This is a genomic window from Limimaricola sp. G21655-S1, assembly GCF_027213785.1.
GTDB lineage: Bacteria > Pseudomonadota > Alphaproteobacteria > Rhodobacterales > Rhodobacteraceae > Limimaricola.
On the sequence record NZ_JAPWGO010000005.1, the window covers coordinates 44275 to 61517 of the forward strand.

General features: G+C 64.8%; 21 protein-coding genes and 2 pseudogenes. 13 read left to right on the forward strand and 10 right to left on the reverse strand.

Features of this window, described 5'->3' with window-relative positions:
* The first annotated feature begins 161 nt into the window (after positions 1 to 161).
* Positions 162 to 2384 (forward strand): ATP-dependent RecD-like DNA helicase, encoded by a 2223-nt coding sequence (locus O4G76_RS06950; RefSeq protein WP_269396639.1) that lies wholly within the window; start codon positions 162 to 164, stop codon positions 2382 to 2384.
* A 131-nt stretch (positions 2385 to 2515) separates the two neighbouring features.
* On the opposite strand, the gene O4G76_RS06955 is transcribed toward O4G76_RS06950, so the two are convergent.
* Positions 2516 to 3121, reverse strand: a complete 606-nt coding sequence (locus tag O4G76_RS06955) for an autoinducer binding domain-containing protein (protein WP_269396640.1) — start codon at positions 3119 to 3121, stop codon at positions 2516 to 2518.
* Between the two features lie 122 nt (positions 3122 to 3243).
* Between O4G76_RS06955 and O4G76_RS06960 the strand changes: the two genes are divergently transcribed.
* Positions 3244 to 3735, forward strand: coding sequence for an autoinducer binding domain-containing protein (locus O4G76_RS06960; protein WP_269396641.1), 492 nt, complete (start codon positions 3244 to 3246; stop codon positions 3733 to 3735).
* Positions 3736 to 3882: 147 nt separating this feature from the next.
* On the opposite strand, the gene O4G76_RS06965 is transcribed toward O4G76_RS06960, so the two are convergent.
* Complete coding sequence (locus O4G76_RS06965) at positions 3883 to 4389, reverse strand: cupin domain-containing protein (RefSeq protein ID WP_269396642.1); 507 nt, start codon at positions 4387 to 4389, stop codon at positions 3883 to 3885.
* A gap of 378 nt (positions 4390 to 4767) precedes the next feature.
* Here O4G76_RS06965 and O4G76_RS06970 point away from each other — a divergent pair, with 378 nt between their 5' ends.
* Together O4G76_RS06970 and O4G76_RS22005 are read left to right on the forward strand one after the other, a co-directional pair.
* Positions 4768 to 5877 (forward strand): ATP-binding protein, encoded by a 1110-nt coding sequence (locus tag O4G76_RS06970; RefSeq protein ID WP_269396643.1) that lies wholly within the window; start codon positions 4768 to 4770, stop codon positions 5875 to 5877.
* 22 nt (positions 5878 to 5899) lie between these two features.
* A pseudogene (locus O4G76_RS22005) lies at positions 5900 to 6016 on the forward strand (IS3 family transposase); the annotation flags it as partial.
* A gap of 289 nt (positions 6017 to 6305) precedes the next feature.
* On the opposite strand, the gene O4G76_RS06975 reads toward O4G76_RS22005, so the two are convergent.
* Together O4G76_RS06975 and O4G76_RS06980 are read right to left on the reverse strand one after the other, a co-directional pair.
* Entirely contained in the window at positions 6306 to 6536 is a 231-nt protein-coding gene (locus tag O4G76_RS06975; protein ID WP_085896302.1) for a hypothetical protein, read from the reverse strand.
* A gap of 127 nt (positions 6537 to 6663) precedes the next feature.
* Positions 6664 to 6828, reverse strand: coding sequence for a hypothetical protein (locus O4G76_RS06980; protein ID WP_269396644.1), 165 nt, complete (start codon positions 6826 to 6828; stop codon positions 6664 to 6666).
* 111 nt (positions 6829 to 6939) lie between these two features.
* On the opposite strand from O4G76_RS06980, the pseudogene O4G76_RS06985 reads away from it, so the two are divergent.
* Together O4G76_RS06985 and O4G76_RS06990 are read left to right on the forward strand one after the other, a co-directional pair.
* A pseudogene (locus O4G76_RS06985) lies at positions 6940 to 7059 on the forward strand (IS30 family transposase); the annotation flags it as partial.
* 183 nt (positions 7060 to 7242) lie between these two features.
* Entirely contained in the window at positions 7243 to 7593 is a 351-nt protein-coding gene (locus tag O4G76_RS06990; protein WP_269396645.1) for a DUF2934 domain-containing protein, read from the forward strand.
* A gap of 4 nt (positions 7594 to 7597) precedes the next feature.
* Here the strand turns inward: O4G76_RS06990 and O4G76_RS06995 are convergent, their stop codons facing one another.
* Entirely contained in the window at positions 7598 to 8350 is a 753-nt protein-coding gene (locus O4G76_RS06995; protein WP_269396646.1) for a DUF2243 domain-containing protein, read from the reverse strand.
* Positions 8351 to 8509: 159 nt separating this feature from the next.
* Between O4G76_RS06995 and O4G76_RS07000 the strand changes: the two genes are divergently transcribed.
* From O4G76_RS07000 to cutA, 3 genes are all read left to right on the forward strand, one after another.
* Positions 8510 to 8830, forward strand: a complete 321-nt coding sequence (locus tag O4G76_RS07000) for a hypothetical protein (RefSeq protein WP_269396647.1) — start codon at positions 8510 to 8512, stop codon at positions 8828 to 8830.
* Between the two features lie 112 nt (positions 8831 to 8942).
* On the forward strand, positions 8943 to 9065 hold the full coding sequence (locus O4G76_RS07005; RefSeq protein WP_269396648.1) for a hypothetical protein: 123 nt from the start codon (positions 8943 to 8945) through the stop codon (positions 9063 to 9065).
* A 12-nt stretch (positions 9066 to 9077) separates the two neighbouring features.
* Complete coding sequence (gene cutA / locus O4G76_RS07010; protein ID WP_269396649.1) at positions 9078 to 9389, forward strand: divalent-cation tolerance protein CutA; 312 nt, start codon at positions 9078 to 9080, stop codon at positions 9387 to 9389.
* 15 nt (positions 9390 to 9404) lie between these two features.
* Here the strand turns inward: cutA and O4G76_RS07015 are convergent, their stop codons facing one another.
* Together O4G76_RS07015 and O4G76_RS07020 are read right to left on the reverse strand one after the other, a co-directional pair.
* Entirely contained in the window at positions 9405 to 9929 is a 525-nt protein-coding gene (locus tag O4G76_RS07015) for an inorganic diphosphatase (protein ID WP_269396650.1), read from the reverse strand.
* 169 nt (positions 9930 to 10098) lie between these two features.
* Positions 10099 to 10449: a hypothetical protein gene (locus tag O4G76_RS07020; RefSeq protein WP_269396651.1), complete on the reverse strand. Its 351-nt coding sequence runs from the start codon at positions 10447 to 10449 to the stop codon at positions 10099 to 10101.
* 234 nt (positions 10450 to 10683) lie between these two features.
* On the opposite strand from O4G76_RS07020, the gene O4G76_RS07025 reads away from it, so the two are divergent.
* A complete protein-coding gene (locus O4G76_RS07025) occupies positions 10684 to 11922 on the forward strand; it encodes a cation:proton antiporter (protein ID WP_269396652.1) in 1239 nt (412 codons plus the stop codon).
* 352 nt (positions 11923 to 12274) lie between these two features.
* Here the strand turns inward: O4G76_RS07025 and O4G76_RS07030 are convergent, their stop codons facing one another.
* Positions 12275 to 13102 (reverse strand): SurA N-terminal domain-containing protein, encoded by an 828-nt coding sequence (locus tag O4G76_RS07030; protein WP_269396653.1) that lies wholly within the window; start codon positions 13100 to 13102, stop codon positions 12275 to 12277.
* Between the two features lie 196 nt (positions 13103 to 13298).
* Between O4G76_RS07030 and O4G76_RS07035 the strand changes: the two genes are divergently transcribed.
* Together O4G76_RS07035 and O4G76_RS07040 are read left to right on the forward strand one after the other, a co-directional pair.
* Positions 13299 to 13715 (forward strand): hypothetical protein, encoded by a 417-nt coding sequence (locus tag O4G76_RS07035; RefSeq protein WP_269396654.1) that lies wholly within the window; start codon positions 13299 to 13301, stop codon positions 13713 to 13715.
* A 9-nt stretch (positions 13716 to 13724) separates the two neighbouring features.
* On the forward strand, positions 13725 to 14732 hold the full coding sequence (locus O4G76_RS07040; RefSeq protein ID WP_269396655.1) for a phospholipase D-like domain-containing protein: 1008 nt from the start codon (positions 13725 to 13727) through the stop codon (positions 14730 to 14732).
* 29 nt (positions 14733 to 14761) lie between these two features.
* Here the strand turns inward: O4G76_RS07040 and O4G76_RS07045 are convergent, their stop codons facing one another.
* Both O4G76_RS07045 and O4G76_RS07050 read right to left on the reverse strand, forming a co-directional pair.
* Complete coding sequence (locus O4G76_RS07045; protein WP_269396656.1) at positions 14762 to 15022, reverse strand: YrhK family protein; 261 nt, start codon at positions 15020 to 15022, stop codon at positions 14762 to 14764.
* Between the two features lie 102 nt (positions 15023 to 15124).
* The gene (locus tag O4G76_RS07050; protein ID WP_269396657.1) at positions 15125 to 16126 is read right to left on the reverse strand and encodes a hypothetical protein; all 1002 of its coding nucleotides are present in this window, start codon (positions 16124 to 16126) and stop codon (positions 15125 to 15127) included.
* A gap of 180 nt (positions 16127 to 16306) precedes the next feature.
* Between O4G76_RS07050 and O4G76_RS07055 the strand changes: the two genes are divergently transcribed.
* Positions 16307 to 17203, forward strand: coding sequence for a dienelactone hydrolase family protein (locus O4G76_RS07055; protein ID WP_269396658.1), 897 nt, complete (start codon positions 16307 to 16309; stop codon positions 17201 to 17203).
* The last annotated feature ends 40 nt before the right edge of the window (positions 17204 to 17243 follow it).

Consider the following 17243-nt stretch of genomic DNA (forward strand, 5'->3'; position numbering starts at 1 on the left):
CACCTGCCGCTACCCTTGTGTCGGAACAGACGAGCGCAAAAGGGAGCAATGGCCCTGCTCTGGAGCTGAGCTTTGCGCGATGGGGGGCGCGGGATGTGGAAGGGTGACGCCATCTTCGATCATGTTGACGCCTGTCGGCTCGGTCGCACTTGGGCTGTAGCATGACGCGCAACCGAGACCTCGAAGAGGGAGATCCAACCACCAGCGAAGTGCTCGCCGGCTTGGTGGAGCGGGTGACATTTCACAGCGTTGAGAGCGGGTTTTGCGTATTGCGGCTGAAGGCGCGCGGGCATCGCGATCTGGTCACCGCCATCGGTCACGCTGCCACTATCTCTGCCGGCGAATGGGTGACGGCTTCCGGGGAATGGATCAACGATCGGACGCACGGTCTGCAGTTTCGGGCGCGCTTCCTGAAAACGTCGGCGCCTTCGTCTTTGGAGGGTATCGAGAAATACCTCGGCTCCGGCATGGTCCGCGGTATCGGGCCGGTTTACGCCAAGCGCATGGTCAAGCACTTCGGCAAGGACGTGTTCGATATCATCGAAGCCGCGCCGGAGCGACTGCGTGAGGTCGCGGGGATCGGTCCGAAACGCGCCGAGAAGATCACCTCTGCCTGGGCCGATCAAAAGGTGATCCGCGAGATCATGGTTTTCCTACATCAGCACGGGGTCGGAACGGCACGTGCGGTTCGCATCTTCAAGACCTACGGCACCGACGCCGTGCAGGTGATGAGCGAGAACCCCTACCGCCTTGCACGGGACATCCGCGGCATCGGCTTTCGCACGGCGGACCTGATCGCCGAGAAACTTGGCATCGAGAAGACCGCCATGATCCGCGTGCGCGCCGGGATCTCCTACGCACTCAGCGAAGCGATGGGCAACGGGCATTGCGGGCTGCCTGTGGCGGATCTGACCGCCTTGGCCGTGAAACTGCTCGACGTCTCGGCAGACCTCGTGGAGGCGGCGATGAAGCTCGAACTGGCGGACGGCACGGTCATAAACGACAGCGTCGCGGGCGAACCCTGCACCTTTCTCAGCGGCCTTTATCACGCGGAGCAGGTGGTTGCAGATCGGATCCAACGGATCGCGGCGGGCGATGTCCCGTGGCCCGAGATCGACGCCGACAGGGCCCTGCCCTGGATCGAGAGCCAGACAGGGATTTCTCTGGCAGAGAGCCAGACGGACGCCATCCGGTTGGCTCTGCGCTCCAAAGTGCTGATCATCACGGGCGGTCCGGGTGTCGGGAAGACAACGATCGTGAACTCGATCCTGCGCATTCTGGAAGCAAAGTCCGTCGAGCTCCTGCTTTGTGCCCCGACTGGCCGCGCTGCCAAGCGCATGACCGAGGCGACCGGAAGGGAAGCCAAGACGATCCACCGTCTTCTCGAGTTCGACCCCCAAGCCTTCGGCTTCAAACGTGATCGGGAGAACCCGCTCGACTGCGATCTCTTGGTCGTGGACGAGAGCTCGATGGTCGACGTCCTGTTGATGCAGTCCTTGCTCAACGCCGTCCCCGATGGGGCCGCATTGCTGATCGTCGGCGACATCGACCAGCTGCCATCCGTCGGCCCCGGACAGGTTCTGGCCGACATCATCGAGTCAGAAGCCATCCCCGTGGTTCGGCTGACGGAAGTGTTCCGTCAGGCGGCCGAAAGCCGGATCATCACCAGCGCCCACCTGATCAACCGCGGGCGTATTCCCGACCTCACGAAGCCCGAAGCAGAAACCGACTTCTACTTCGTCCCGGCGTCGGATCCAGAGCAAGCCGTGGCCCGGGTCGTGGAGCTTGTCCGCGCGCGGATCCCGCGGCGCTTCGGCCTCAATCCCATTCGCGATGTCCAAGTTCTCTGCCCGATGAACCGTGGGGGCGTGGGTGCACGCTCGCTGAACATCGAATTGCAGGCCGCCCTCAATCCCACCGCAGGCAGCAAGATCGAGCGCTTCGGCTGGACCTTCGCCCCGGGAGACAAGGTCATGCAGATCGAGAACGACTACGACAAGGACGTCTACAATGGCGACATCGGCTATGTCGGCAGCGTCGACGTCGATGAGGGCGAGCTCGTGGCAGATTTCGATGGCCGCCCGGTCACCTACGGCTTCGGCGAACTCGACACGCTCGTGCCGGCCTACGCTGCCACGATCCACAAGAGCCAGGGATCAGAATACCCGGCAGTGGTCATCCCGGTCCTGACCCAACACTATGCCATGCTGCAGCGAAACTTGCTCTACACCGGGGTGACCCGGGGCAAGAAGCTGGTGGTTCTCGTGGGACAGCCGAAGGCTGTGGCGATGGCGGTCAAGAACACGTCCGGCCGCAGGCGATGGTCGAAGCTCGACGAGTGGTTGAGGGGGGCAGCAAGCGGCAGAACGCACGTCGCGCCCTGAGGCTGTTTCAATTCAGATGGCCATTTCTGAGAGCCGCATTGGTTTTACGGCCGCCGTCGGCACAGGAAGAAACACCATTCAGCCGAGTAGGAGGTCTGCATTTCCTTGGACGGGCTGCGCGAAGCTTGGAGTCAGATCAGCCCGGCCTCGCTGGCCTTGATCGCGGCCTGCGCGCCGGTCGCGGCGTCGAGTTTCAGGCGGGCGTTGCGCAGCCGCTGCTTGATCGCGCCTTCGCTCACCCCGAAGTCGTGGGCGATTTGCTTGAGCCGCGTGCCCTCCTTGATCGCCTTCAATACCGCGATCTCGGCCCGGGTCAGCTGCAGGTTCGATATCACGCCGCGATGCCGATGGGCAATGAAGCGGGCGAGTTGCTCGAGCTCGGCCGCGCTATAGTCGCGGTCATCGCGGTAGAAGAGGCCATAGGAGCGCAGCCCGCTGGACTCTCGGCATGCGGCAACCGCGCCATGACGCATGCCGTAGTCCGCGCTCAGCCGGGTCATCCCGGCTGGATCGTTCCGGGACAAGTCGCTCCAGCGGATCGCGCCGCTGTGGTCGAGCGACCAGCGCAACGCGGGATCGGCAAGAAAGAACCGCTCGCGCGCATAGAGCTCCACCCACGAAGCAGGCAACTCGTTTTCCTCGGCAGCAGGGAAGGCGAAGAGAATGCGCAGGCCGAGATAATACCCCGCCGGGGCCAAGACCTGCAGCGCGTTGGCAGAGAGATCGGACACGCTCACGACTACCTTTCGGTTACCTGACATCGGGATGAACTCCCGTTTAGGAAGATTGCCTTAACAGATTGAACCAACGCGGTTGAGTAGAAATTTTCAAGCTAACGGAGGTTCATACGAGGAGCGGAATGAAGATAGAGCAGATCGTCATCGAAGGGCTGGCGCGTCTTGGCGATCTGGCGCCTGCGGGTTTCGCGATCGCGTTGCACGTCCGGTTCCAGGCCCCCAGCTACATGTTCGAGAGCTATCCCCCCTCCTGGCTCGAGACCTATGCACGCGAAGGCTTCCTGCTGCAGGATCCGACCGTTCGGTCGGCCATGCGGCATCCCGGCACGACGCGATGGTCCGAACTCGCGGCCTTCGACGAAGCGGACGTCCTAGGGCGGGCCCGCGCGCATGGGCTGGTCTATGGCATCAGCCATTCCATCCACGACCACCCCTCCCTCAGCATGGGGGGTATGGCCCGGTCGGACCGGGAGTTCACGAAGCATGAAATCCGCGAAGCCTGCGCGATCCTGCAGCGCCTGCACGATGTCACACATCGTCGCGAGACGCTGGGCACCGATGTCAGCGCAACTCTCCACGAGATGGCCATCGTCATGACCGAGAGGCCTGAGTAAGCCGGGTCTCGGTTGTGCGATCTCCCCACTCGCAACCTTGCCCGCTCGTACCTCCTAACCGTAGCACGGTCTTCGCCGTCTCCCTTGATCTTGATCAATGAAATCGATCAGGCACGCCGCGTCGTAGGGCAAGCTGGAGGGGGCCTCTCAGGACAAAGGTCCAGAAGGGAACGGACCGATGAACTCGACGTCGTAGTCCCGGCAGGCGGTCATGATCGTCTCGTCATCGATGGGGGCGTCGGGGTCGTCGGTCTCGCCGGGTGCCTTGGAGATGGCCCGGTAGAACTCCCCATGCCGAGGTGTTGTGAAGAGGAGGTAGTGCGCTGTGTCGCTTTCGACCCGGAAGCCGTGGACCGCGCCGGGAGCGAAATGGGCGAAGGCCCCTGCAGCGGCCATCCGGCAAGGCGAACGTTCGAGGAAGACAGCCAGCACTCCCTCGATCACATAGAGGGACTCGACGTCGGCGGGATGCCGGTGCAGCGGCACAGTCTCGCCGCAGCGCGCGGTTTCGTCGATCAAGGCAAAGGCGCCGCCCGTCGTGCCGCCGGTGGCGAGGAAATGGGTGCGTGTTCTGCCGGAGTGCCGCAGTTCGGCTCGACCAGGCTTGAGGAAGTAGGCGCCGAGGGCTTGGTCCTGATCCACCATCATGGCCATGCATGTCGCTCCTTGAATGACCCTTCTGGATGACGGACGACCACCCTGCATCGGGTTTCGATCAGAAGGAAATCATAGCACGAGCGGGATGGAGACAATGCTCCGGATGCGACACCTTGCTGTCGGGTGAATGCAGCGAATGGCAGGTCCATGCTGCCCCAGCTCCTGCCGCCTGCCCAAGCCGAGATCCAAAAAGAGATACAAGGCTCCCTCCTTCACTACAGATAGGTGGCGAGGGAGTGGGCGGATGCGCGGCATGCTCGGTGTCACATCGTTTGCTCAAGTCCCACACCTAAGACACTTTACGCCACCTTACTCTTGCATTACGTAAGTTACGCACCCTTTACATAGGCATGCGTAATGACATCTCCCCTACATGTGCCCCGCGTCGAGGATGCCGCCCGCATTGCCTCACTGCTGACCCCTGATCCGCTTACCGGCTCGCTGGCCGGTTTGTTTCTCGCAGCGCCGCGGCGAACGGGGAAGACTACCTTCTTGAGATCGGATCTAATCCCGCATCTCGACAGCAAGGGCTATGCCGTCATCTATGTCGACCTGTGGTCCGATCGGTCCGCCGATCCGGCCGACCTCATCATCTCTCGGATCAGGGTCGCGCTGGAGCAGCATGACCGCCTGATCTCGCGCATGAGAAGGAAGAGCCCCGTCAACCGGGTCGGCGTGCTGGGCTTCTCTGTCGGGCTGAAGGAGAGTGGCCCTTGGTCGGGCACGATCGCCGAGGCCCTCGAAGATCTGATCAAAGCGACGGACAAGGACCTGGTCGTCATCATCGACGAGGCGCAGCAGGCGGTCGAAACCGATGCCGGGCTCAACGCCATGTTCGCATTGAAGGCCGCACGGGACGCAATCAACCAAGCACCGGGCGATCGGCACCTTTACCTCCTGATGACCGGTTCGCACCGCGACAAGCTGTCGACCCTCGTACAGAACCGGCAGGCCCCGTTCTTCGGCGGCATCGTGAGACCCTTTCCGCCGCTTGGATCCTCCTACATTGCCAGCATGGTCGCGCGCGTGAACGAGTCCCTTGCCGACAGCGCGAAGCTCGCTCCAGAAGATCTCGAAGCGGCTTTCGAGGTCGTCGGGCGGCGACCGGAACTGCTGACCGACTGCCTGCGCGACTTGATCTTCGCGCCGGAGGGCGCCGGCCCGGAAGCACTGAGACGCATCGCATCCGAACGCAAGGTGCAGGCCGAGATCGACACGCTTTCCGAGATCGCCTCCATGACCCCTCTTCAGCAGGGGATCCTGCGGATCATGGCGAAGAAGGGACTGGCATTCCAGCCGTTCTCGGAGGAAACGCGCGAAGCCCTGAAGGATGTCCATCGCGGTCGAATGCCTGCCGTGACGACGGTCCAGACGGCCCTGTTGGCGCTGCGGGAGAAGGGCTTCGTCTGGCGTCGGGAGTATGGCCAGTACATTCTCGACAATGCGGACATCGCGGTCGCCCTGGCTCGATCGGACGCTGATTGAGCCCAGACCGTAGCTTGAGACAATCGAGCGGGTTTGGCGCGCCCTAAAATACGAGTGCGACTACCTGCACGCCTGGGAGACCGGCTCGGAGGCACGGGCGGAGCTCAGGAACTGGATCGATTTCAACGAGGCCCGGCGAGGGAAGCCCCAGCGCCGGGTCATTCCACATCGGCTCCACCGGACTCTGATGAACTTCGTCGCGCTGCCGCCGATCTCGTGGACACGATGATTAGGTCGCGACCGCGGGACAGAGCCGCGTCCCTAGCGGACGTCCCTTGGGCATGCTGTGAACTGATGCACTGTCGGTCCAGGGGTTAGGTTTAACGGCTTGAACGCCAGGCCCTGGCGCACAAGCCGCTACCAGCGCACCAGACTTCCCGATGGACCATCGGGCAAAGCGTCACCCTTCGATAACGAAGGCTGGCGGGTCAACTCCCTCCGCGAAGGCCATCCTTCGGGCGGTAGAGAACCCGTCTCAGGCGCCCGACCATGCCTGCGTCGCTCTCGCGCTCTTCGGCCAGCATACGTTCCCTCGCCTCGTAGATCTCGACCTCTCGTCGAAGATCGGCCACCGCGGCTTCCGCAATCGCGAGCTTGGCTTTCAGGTCGTCGATGTCGTGGCGGTTCTCCGGTGCCGCCGCCGGACTCCAATGGATCATCTCGGTCTCCAGCCGCCTCTCGGGCGGTTGCCGAGCGCTGGGTCATTCCGATGCCCGGCATCGAAAAACCAACCGCCGAGAGCGCGTTTCGATCCCGCCTGCCTGCTGAAATTCAGGTGGTCGCGCATCAGCCTCGGCGATGCAGAATGCGTTTGAGCCGCGCCACGCGCCCGGCTTTGCCGTCCCGCGCTTTCGCTTCGACCTCCGCCGCCCTCCGCGCCTCGAAGATCTTGGTTTTGCGATACACATCCGCCGGGGCGGCCTCGTCGATGCGAAGCCTTCCTGTGAGCATCGGCGATGTCGTTCCGGTTCTCGACCACCGGGGCCGACCCGGTTCGCTATGCCCTCCCCCCTTCAAATACCGGGCCTGTCGACAGCCACAAGCGCAGTGCAGAGCGCCAGCAAAGCCGCTCCCCAGGCACCCCCAGATCGATATCTGACTCCGATCTGCGAGCGCCTCAACGCCACGCCCCGGAAATGCCGGGGCTGCCGAACATCGGCCAAAGTCTTCCAGGGAACCTGATGGAGGCGATGCAGTCAGGCGCATAGGATGTGCCGTGGAAATTGCGCTTCGGCGCGAACTTGCAGAGCCGGGCGAGGTCTTGGCGCCGCGTGAAGCCTCCTCCCCGACATCCCGTTCTCCTTTCAAAGCTGACATGGCGCACCATCTTGAGAAACCAGCCACCAAGGAAGTCGGGAACGAATTATGCCGAGCAACCGCGACGAGAAGATCCGCCAGCGCGCCTACGAGCTCTGGGAGCGCGACGGCGCCCAACATGGCCGCGATCAGGATTACTGGCACGAAGCTGTCGAACAGATCGACGCTGAGGAGCGTGCGGAGAAGACCCCAAAGAGCGCCCCTGCCCGCAAGCGCAAAGCGGCCAAGGCGCAGGCCGTCGAGAGCGACAAGTCCGACCGAGGATCCGCGCATGCCGACGACGCGTCGGCTGGCGTGGCACCGAAGAAACGCGGGCGCCCTCGCAAAACCGACGCGGGAGGGAGCATGACCGCTCCGGCCAGGCGCCCAACTCAGGCATCGAAGGCAGGCAAGGAATAGCCCCTCAAGCCGTGCTCCAGCTGAAGCATCCCGCGGGCACGCCAGAGCCGCTGACCAGCATCGCACCGCGCCGGTAGAACCCCCAGCGGTTCTCCGGCGCGACGTCGAGGATCACCACGCCCATCGCCGAATCGGCCCAGACCAGTTGTGCCCCCAACTCGTCGATCGCCTTGCGCACGGAAAGCGCCTCTACGCCGGGTCGAAACACGACGGCCGTCAGCGGCTGGTCCGGCGGCGGCCGCATCGACCAGACGCCGGCGCCGGCCGTCATCACGGTCAGGGCGAGCATGGCCGCCACCGAGCGTCCACTGCCCGGGCCGCCCCGCTTCATCACGGCCCAGCCCGCCGCCATGGGCACCAGACCGAAGACGAAGAACCATATCAGGTCCCAGAGCATGGGGTTCGGGCTGTCGAGCTTGATGCGATGGATTCCCAGCACCCAGTGCGACAGCACGCTGTCGAGCACATGCCAGCCACCGAAGCCGATGAGCATCGCGCCGATCAGCTGGGCGCCGGGAACGCCGCTTCCACACCGGTGGGCACGCCAGAGGCCCCAGAGAGCCACGGCGGCGAGCACATACATCAGGACGTGGAAATAGCCATCCCAGAGGATCTGCAGGCGCATGTCGTCGATGCCCGGCACGAGGCTTAGCAGGTGATGCCATTGCAGGATCTGGTGCAACAGGATGCCATCGAAGAAGCCTCCCAAAGCCAGCCCGAGCAGACTTCCGTATCCGATCCAGTGCTTCGATGACATGCGCGGCCTCCCTCCTCTTATGGCGGGATAACCGGGCCTCACAGGGCCAGTTCCGTGCGTGGCGAGATCGCCACATATAAGGCGATACTGCGGCGGCGCCCCATTCTGGCCCTATTCCGGCGCTTGGAACGAGGGTGTTCGCACCGAGGTTTCCGTCCAATGATCGCACCCGTTTCCGGTCGCCAGAGCTTCTACATGCAGTTGATCGAGCTTCGCCAACTGTTGAACCAGGAGCGGGTCGAACGACTGCGCGAAGAACGGCTTGAGCAGCTGCGCGCCGACGCGACACGGCGGCTCAAGGCAGAGGAGGCAGGGTCGCAGGGAACGAAGCGGAAAGTGGTGGCACCTGACGCGGTGCATGGCACCGAGTGGGCATGGGGCGGCCCCCAAATTCTCTCCAGCCTGGGCCGGGTCGAGGCAGCATCGCGTGCGACCGCCGCGCAAGTCTACGCGCGTAATGCCCGGCAGGCCGCGCACTGAGCTGTCGACGGCGGGATAAAAACCGGTCACGCGGCGACGTGCTAGGTAACGATAGCCGCTCGGCTACTCTCGCGCCTATGTCCGGGCGGTGCGGGCGGACCGGAAATCCGCCTTGGTCGCAACCGTCGACGGGCTTGTCGGAGCGCTCGATCTCGACCGGACCGGGCGGGTGAAGCTGCACCAGGCCGCCGACTTGGGGGTGGGTTTCAAACTCGACCTGCCCGACGATTTCTGAGACGCTTCGAGCATGCCCACGTTGATCCACACCGGCTGCGACAGCGAGAAGGAGGCGCGCAAGATCGCGCGGGCGCTCCTCGAACGCCGGCTCGCCGCCGCCGTCCATATCCGTAGGATCGACACGCTCTACCGCTGGGAGGGCGAGATCCATAACCATCTCGAATGGCGGCTGGACATCAAGACGGTCGAGGCACGCTGGAACGAGGTGGTCGCGGCCATCACCGAGCTGCACAGCTACGAAGAGCCCGCGATCTTCTCGACCCGCATCCACCGCATCACGACCGGCGCGCTCGACTGGCTCGAGGAGAACTGCACCGAGTGATCGTGGGGTCTCGGCTCACCGCGTCCTCTCGGCCTCTTCCAGCATCTGGTAGGCCTCGTCCTTCTCGCCGGTCCCTACTATCTTGAAGGGGCGCTCGATCATGCGGTTGTAGGTCTGGAAGAAGACCTCGGCATCCCAGACCCAACCGTTGTGCAGATCGCCCAGCGTCCCGATATGGCGGTAGGCGCGCGACATGTTCGCGACCGCGACGATCCGGTCGTTCCGGACCATCTCGCCATCTTCGTCGTTCTCCATCTTCAGCACGCCGATCAGCCGCGTCTGGATGAGCGCGCCGGCGGGCGTCGAGCCGGTGGTGATCAAGATCACATCCAGGCAATCGCCATCGGCTACCTCGGTCCCCGGGATGAAACCGAAGCTGAAGGGGAAGGCTTGGCCCTCAGGCATTTCGATCGAGATGCTGAACAGACCGCTTTGGTCGAGATCGTATTTGTGGCGGCTATCCTTCGGCGTCTCGACGAAGACGTTGACAGCACCGTTCTCAGCGCGTGGCGTGGCCTTCTTCAGAGCCTCGTTGAACATGGGTGATCTCCTCTTTGTGGCCTGGATCGGTTGCGCAACGAGGGCAGCCTTGCCCACCTCCGCCGGCAGGTGGGGAGCGTCATCTGCCGCTATGGCCATTGGTAGAGTTCCTCAACCCCGTCTCTAGCGGACGCCGCGGCAAAGACCACGGCGTCGCGTCACAGCCCTCTCAGTTCCCGCTGGACGAGCTGTCGCTCTCCGACGCGTTGCTGTCGCTCGATCCGCTGTCGCTCGAATTGTCGGCCGAACTATCGTCGCTGCTCCCCGAGGCCTCGGAGTCCCCGGTCGCCGCTTTGCGGCACTCGATGTACTCGTCCTGGCTGACCATGCCGTCATCGTCGAGGTCCATCTCGGCGAACTCGGTCCGGCTCTGCTCCTCCTGGTCGCCATCAGTGGCGGGGCTGTAGTCCGAGGTGCAGAAGGAGTTGTCTGTGTAGACGTTGGTCGTGACGTCGCTCTGGGCCAAGGCCATGCCCGAGCCGAGAACCACGAAAGCCGCACTACTCAGCAGATGCTTCATCTTGGATCTCCCTTTCTCCCGATAGGCGGCCGCCCCCATGGCGGACCTACCTCTCCAGCCTTGAAAACCACGAGCGCGAAGGGGTGGTTCCGATCCCGTCGGTGGAGGGGCCGGCCAGCCCCCTCGCCCGTAGCGCTCATCAGCCTCAGCTTGGGCTTGGCTGCGCCCCTCGGGGGGAACCCCCAAGCTGCGGATCTCTTGGCTTCTCGAAGCGCACAGTCAGGAGACCGGTGAATGCAGCAGCTCTACCTGACGATGGCCCTCGCGGCCTTTACGGTGGTGGGGCTGGGCCTGACCTCCGGTCTCTTGCAGAAGCTGCCGCTGTCCCGGCCCCTGCTGGCGCTCGCGATCGGGGTGGCTGCGGGCCCTGTGGGGCTCGGGTGGATGCGACCCGAGGACTGGGGCGATCCGCACCTGATCCTCAAGGAAGCGGCCCGGGTGACGCTGGCCATCTCGGTCATGGGTGTGGCGCTGCGCATTCCGGCGCAGGACCTGTCACGCCTGCGGCGACCGCTGCTGCTGCTCCTCGGACCGGGCCTACTCCTGATGTGGGCCGTCTCCAGCGGGCTGGCCTGGCTCGCCTTCGGGCTGGCGCCGCTGATGGCCCTCGCGGTGGGCGCGGCAATCACCCCGACCGATCCCGTGGTCGCGGCCTCGATCGTGACGGGCAAGGTCGCCAAGAGCTCGTTGCCGCGCGATACGAGAACCATCCTGTCGACGGAATCTGGAGCCAATGACGGGCTCGCCTACCTGCTCGTGCTCCTGCCGCTGCTGCTTCTGACGGAAGGTACCGAGGCGGGGCTGGGCCGCTTCCTGTCCCACACCATTCCGGTGGGGGTTCTTCTGGCCGTGGCCATCGGTGCTGCGCTCGGCGGCGTGACCGCCATCATCCTGCGGGTCGGTGACCGCCGGGGCTGGGTGGCGGAAAGTTCGATCCTCGGGATGACGGTGGCGCTGTCGCTGCTGGCGGTAAGCGCCGCGCATGCGGTGGGTTCGGACGGGATCCTCGCCTCCTTCGCCGCCGGCATCGCCTTCAACGCGCTGGTGGACCGCAAGGCCGAAATGGAGGACGAGAACGTCCAGGAGGCGGTGTCCAAGCTGTTCACCCTGCCGGTGTTCGTACTGACCGGCGCGCTCCTGCCGTGGAGCGCCTGGGGGGCGCAGGGCTGGACGCTCGGACTGTTCGCGCTGGCTGTTCTCGCGCTTCGCCGCCCCCTGACCCTTCTGGTGCTGGCGCCCTTCATGAGGGTGAAGCGACGCGATGCCGTCTTCTTCGGCTGGTTCGGCCCCGTGGGCGTGGCGGCCATCTACTACGCGCTGCACGCACAGGAGATGCTGCATGACCCGCGGACATGGACCATCACCAGCGCCGCCGTCACCGCCTCGGTCTTGTTGCACGGCGTGACGGCCAGCCCCGGGGTGTTTCTCTATGCGCGCGTGGCGAATGAAAAGGGCAAGTCCAGAGGTGGGTAAGCAGGGGGGCATTGCCGGCGGGAACCCGGCCTAGGCCCGATCACCAGCCCTCCGGGGCCGCCTTTCCAGTCCTGTCAACGGTCATCGCTTGTGAAAGCGGCTCAAACAGCAAAAAGACTGCGCTCCCCTGATGCGCAACAGGGGAACACAGCCTTGATCGACCGGACGAAAGGTCTGTAGGGGCAACCAAGGGCATGGAGGAGGGTTCCAAACTTTCGGGGATTCCCTTCTTCCTTCACCTCGAAACATGCAAAAGACCACGCCGTGTCCCGCAAGGGAGGCGCGGTCTTCGCAAGACATCAGAAAGTATCAGCCCGGATCAACCTTCGATCCATCCGGGCTCTGCAGCGGCTCAGTTGCCGCTGCTGCCATTCTGCTCGTTCGACGAGCCATTGCTGTTGGAGCTGTCGGAGCCGCTCGTGCTGGCGCCATCGCTGGACTGGCTCTCATTGGTGCTGTTCGAGTTCGCGCCATTGCTGGACTGACCGCTGTCGCTGCTCTCGCCGGAATTGGCAGCGGCGTCAGACCCATTGTTCTGCCCCGAGCCGGATTGCGGGGTCACGGCATTGCCGCTGGCATCGTAGAAGACGATGTCGGCGCTCTGCTGCAGTTGGGTCTGGAGGTCGGCATAGGCCTGCTGGCGCAGCTGCTGTTCGATCTGCGGGCGCACCTTCTCGAGCGGCGGTAGCTCTTGGGTGTTGGTGGCCTGCAGCGCATCATAGGCGCCCTGGACAGCCTCGTCGGTGATGTCGTCCTCGAACTCCTGCTCGAGCCAGACCTGGATCATCGCGTCATCCTCGGCGTCGATGGTCGACTGCGCGACCAGCTGCTTCACCCGGTCGTTCTCGGCCAGGTTGGCACTCCGAGCCTCCTCGAGGATCAGCTCACGCATGACCAGCTGCTGGATGGCTGCGGAAATGACCATTTCGGGCGGCTGCGAGCGCCGAAGTTGATCGGGCAGCATGTCCACGAAGCGCATCAGGTCGCTCGTGACGATGTCGGTGCCGTTGACCGTGGCGACTTTCCGATTGTCCTGCGCCTGCGCCGAAGCGTCCTGGCCCTGCTGCGACTGTTGGTCCTGCGACTGGTTCTCCTGGGCCAGCGCGGGAACCGCGACAAGCCCGAGGCCAAACGCGGCCGTCAGCGCGGTGCCGTGAAGGAGTTGGCGAATACGGGTCATAATGTCCTCCAGATTGTGTCTGGTGTCATCGACCCTCCCAACCGCGATCGGCGAATGCTGTTCCGAGGCCGCTCTTCACGATTGCAATGCCACGCCCCTCCCTGCGTCGTTCCGGGCAGGCCATCCGCCCTGCCTGAAACCGGAGCGCGGGGTGTCTCGTTCGCTTCCTGCAGGCACGCAACCAAGGGAAAGCACCATGTCCGACTTGCCCCACCCCTGCCGGATCCTGCGACCGGGCGAGACCTGTTGGAAGATGGCGCAGGCCGATCGTCTGGCGGTCATCGTGGATGCGGCCGATTACTTCTCCGTCATCCGCGAGGTGGTGCCGCAGGCGCGCCAGAGCGTCCTGTTCATCGGCTGGGACTTCGACACCCGGATCGAACTCGAGCCCGGTGCCCCGAAGGGCGAGGCGCCCAACACGCTCGGAGCCTTCCTCGACTGGGTGGCGGAGCGGACCCCCGGGCTACAGATCCACATGCTGAAATGGGACCTGGGCGCGCTGCAGACCCTGGCGCGGGGTTCGACGCCGTTGATGGTGGCGGACTGGTTCTCGCATCAGAACATCCACATGCGTCTCGATCACGCCCACCCCTCCGGCGCCGCCCATCACTAGAAGATCGTGGTGATCGACGATGCGCTAGCGTTCTGCGGCGGCATCGACATCACGGCGGCGCGCTGGGACACGCGCGCGCATCGCGACGAGCACCCCCATCGCCGGCGTCCCACCTCGAAGCGGCACTACGGCCCCTGGCACGACATCACCACCGCCGTCGGCGGCGAAGCTGCCCGGGCCCTGGGCGAGCTGGCCCGGGACCGGTGGGAGGCAGCGACGGGCGAACGACTTGCCGCCCCGATGCCGGGCGAGCCGATCTGGCCCGACAGGCTCTCGCCGGTGGCGATCGAACAGCCGGTCGCCATTTCCCGGACGCTGCCGGAATATCAGGGCCGCGCGGAGGTGCGGGAGATCGAGGCGCTCTACCTGGAGATCATCCGCCAGGCGCGCCATAGCCTCTACATCGAAAGCCAGTACTTCGCCTCGCGCCGCATCGCAGAAGCGATGGCGGCCCGGCTGCGCGAACCGGACGGGCCCGAGATCGTGGTGATCAACCCGCACAGCGCCGAGGGCTGGCTCACGGCCGAGGTGTTGGGCGCGGCCCGTGCCCGTCTGCTGAAACTGGTGCGAGAAGCGGACCATCACGACCGGTTTCGCCTCTACACGCCGGTGGCAACGGAGGGGACGCATATCTACGTCCACGCCAAGGTCGTGGTCATGGATGACCGGCTGCTGCGGGTCGGCTCGTCGAACCTCAACAACCGGTCCATGGGCTTCGACACCGAATGCGACCTGTCGATCGAGGTGGATGACGCGTCCGACCCGCAGCTGCGCGCAAGCATCGTCGGGCTCCGAAACGATCTCTTGGCCGAGCATCTGGACGTCCCCAACGCGACCGTAGAGCGCAGGCTGCAAGAGATGGACGGATCGCTCGTGCGAGCGATCGACAGCCTTCGCGGCGAGGGCCGCAGCCTCGTGCCCTTTGAGCCCTCCGAGTACGCGGATGTCGAGATCGATGCCTTCGGTGAAAACGAGCTGTTCGATCCCGAAAGCGTATCGAGCAGCTGGACGGGGTAGCCCGGTCTAGTTCAGCTGCCGGGACGCCCTCAGTCGGAGTCCGCCTTCTGGTAGAGCTTCACGAGCAGGTTGCCGAAGGCGCCGATGAACATGAAGAAGGCACCGAAGATGAACAGCCAGACGCCGACCGTCTGCCACTTCATGTCTATCAGCCCTGAATCGGGGTTCTGCTGTTCGAACGCCGGCAGAAACAAGACGCTGCCGGCCAGGAACATGACGTTGCCTGCTAGGCCCAGCGAGAGGTGGATCCATTCGTAGTCCTGCACCAGGGTCTTGATGGGGTTGGCCATCCTGCCCTCCTGTCTTGCGTATCCTTCCCTGATCCGGGTCATCCCGGACACGTCGAGAAGGCGCGTCCGGTGCGCCACCGGCCGCGCCCTCTCGATCCGGCGTCAGTCGCGCACCGGACGCCCGAACGCAGCACCTGCCACGGCGGCGACAAGGCCCAGCAGCGAGGCGATGAAGGCGGCCATCGCGGCGTTGCCCGCCGCATCGACCGCGGCATCCATGGCCTGGGCCGCCGTCTGGCGCGCCTCCTCCAGCGCCGACTGCGCCGCATCCACGGTGTCCTGCAGCTGCGCCTGAACCTGGTCGATGAACTGTTCCGCTTCCGCCTGCGAGATGCTGAAGCGGTTCTGCAGCACCGAGAGCGCCTCGGCCCGATCCTCTTCGTTCAGCACCCCGCCCTGGCCGAACAGCGTGCCGACGAGATCGTCGATCTCACCGGGGGCCGTGCTCGGCTGCTGGATGATCTCCTGGGCGGTGCCCTGCACCGCGTCGAGCGCGCGGCGCTGCTCAGCCTGATCGATCACCTGCCGGAAGATCTCCCGGGCCTCGGCCTGGAAGTTCTGCGGGGTGAGGCCCGGGGCATTCAGGGTCTGGCGGAGGTCCTGGGGCAGTGCTTCCATGCCGACATCGGGCAGCGCGAAGTCGGGCAGCTGCATGTCCTCCGGGATCACGGCCTGCGCCGCGTCGGCCACGTTCTTCGCCGTGCTGGTCAGAAGCGAGCCGGTCATGTTCACCAGGCTCATCGAGGCCGACACGCCGAGCCAGACGGCGCCGAGCGTGGTAAGCCCCCAGACGGCCGCGCCGTGCAGCATGCTGCCGGTCTTGTGCAGCACGCCTGCGAAACGGCCTGCCGCGTATCCACCGGCCAGCAGCGCCAGGATCTGCGACACCACGATCCACCACGGCGCCACCGAGGGCACCGCCCCGATCGGATTGGCCTCGGTCGGCTCGAGCGCGGCAAAGCCCCACCAGAGGCCCAAAAGGCTGAGCAGGATAAAGGCGGCGAGGCCGATGACGGTCCCGGCAAAGATGGCGCCCCAAGAGGCGCGGCCGCCCCGGTCGAGCGTGGCCTCCGTAGCCGTGGCGGCAGCTATGGTTGGCTTCATCGCGATCACCCTTGTGTTACCTGTCCTAAGGGCGAACGGGAGAATTTCGGGATGGTCCCCCCAATTGGCGCCCGCCCTGGCTCGCAACAAGGCATCTCGAGCAGTCGTAGTGAGCCAGGCGGAACCCCCTCGAACGGCACCTGTTGACCTCCCAACCACAACGGCAGCGTTGATAGGCCCATGCAGACAATCACAATCACCGGCCCCAACCCCGACCTCATCCACGACATGATTGGGGGTGAGGACGTGCCCCATATCGAGATCGAGGCCGAGCTGTACCTGCCGGATGACACGAGCTCCCCTTGCCCGGCCGTGGTGGTGTCCGAAGGTCTGGGCGGGCTGCAGGACAAGCGCGAGCGGGATTATGGCCGCATGCTCTTGGACGAAGGCTACGTGGTCCTGGTGATCGACAGCTTCGGCACGCGAGGTGTCGGCAGCAATGGTGACTTCATCCGCGCCATGTCGGTGACCGAAGCGATGATGCTCGGCGATGCCTTCACGGGGCTGCGTTACCTGGCGGGCCGCCCGGATGTGGACGCGGGCCGCATCGGCATCATTGGCTTCTCCTACGGCGGCATGATCACCCAACTCGCTGCCTATGAGCAGCTGGCCCGGGCCTACCTTCCCGATGGGCCCCGCTTCGCGGCGCATGTCAGCTATTACGGCTGCTGGATCCCGCGCCTCGAGGATCCGAGGACGCCCGGCGCCCCGGTCACCATCCTGATCGGGGGAAAGGATCGCAACGTGAGCATCCCGCGGGTCCATGACATCGCCAGTGACCTGCGCCGCGGCGGCTCGCCCACGGAGGTCATCACCTACGAGGACATCTACCACCAGTGGGATGGCACGGATGAAACGCGGCGCTGGGTGCCCGCGAACCTGCGGAAGCTGCACCTTCGCGTCGGGCGCGATTACGGCATTCGTGACGAGAAGGGCTCGATGCGGATGCAGGGGCGCTGGAGCCGCCGGGCCCTGATCGCCCGGCGAACGGATCCGCGGGGTTACCACATCCTGCGCGACCGGCTGACGACGCTGGAGAGCAACGAAGTGCTGCTCGAACGATTGCAGACCATGTAGCTCCCCGTATGGGGCCGATGCCAGGTCCGCTCGAAGGCCA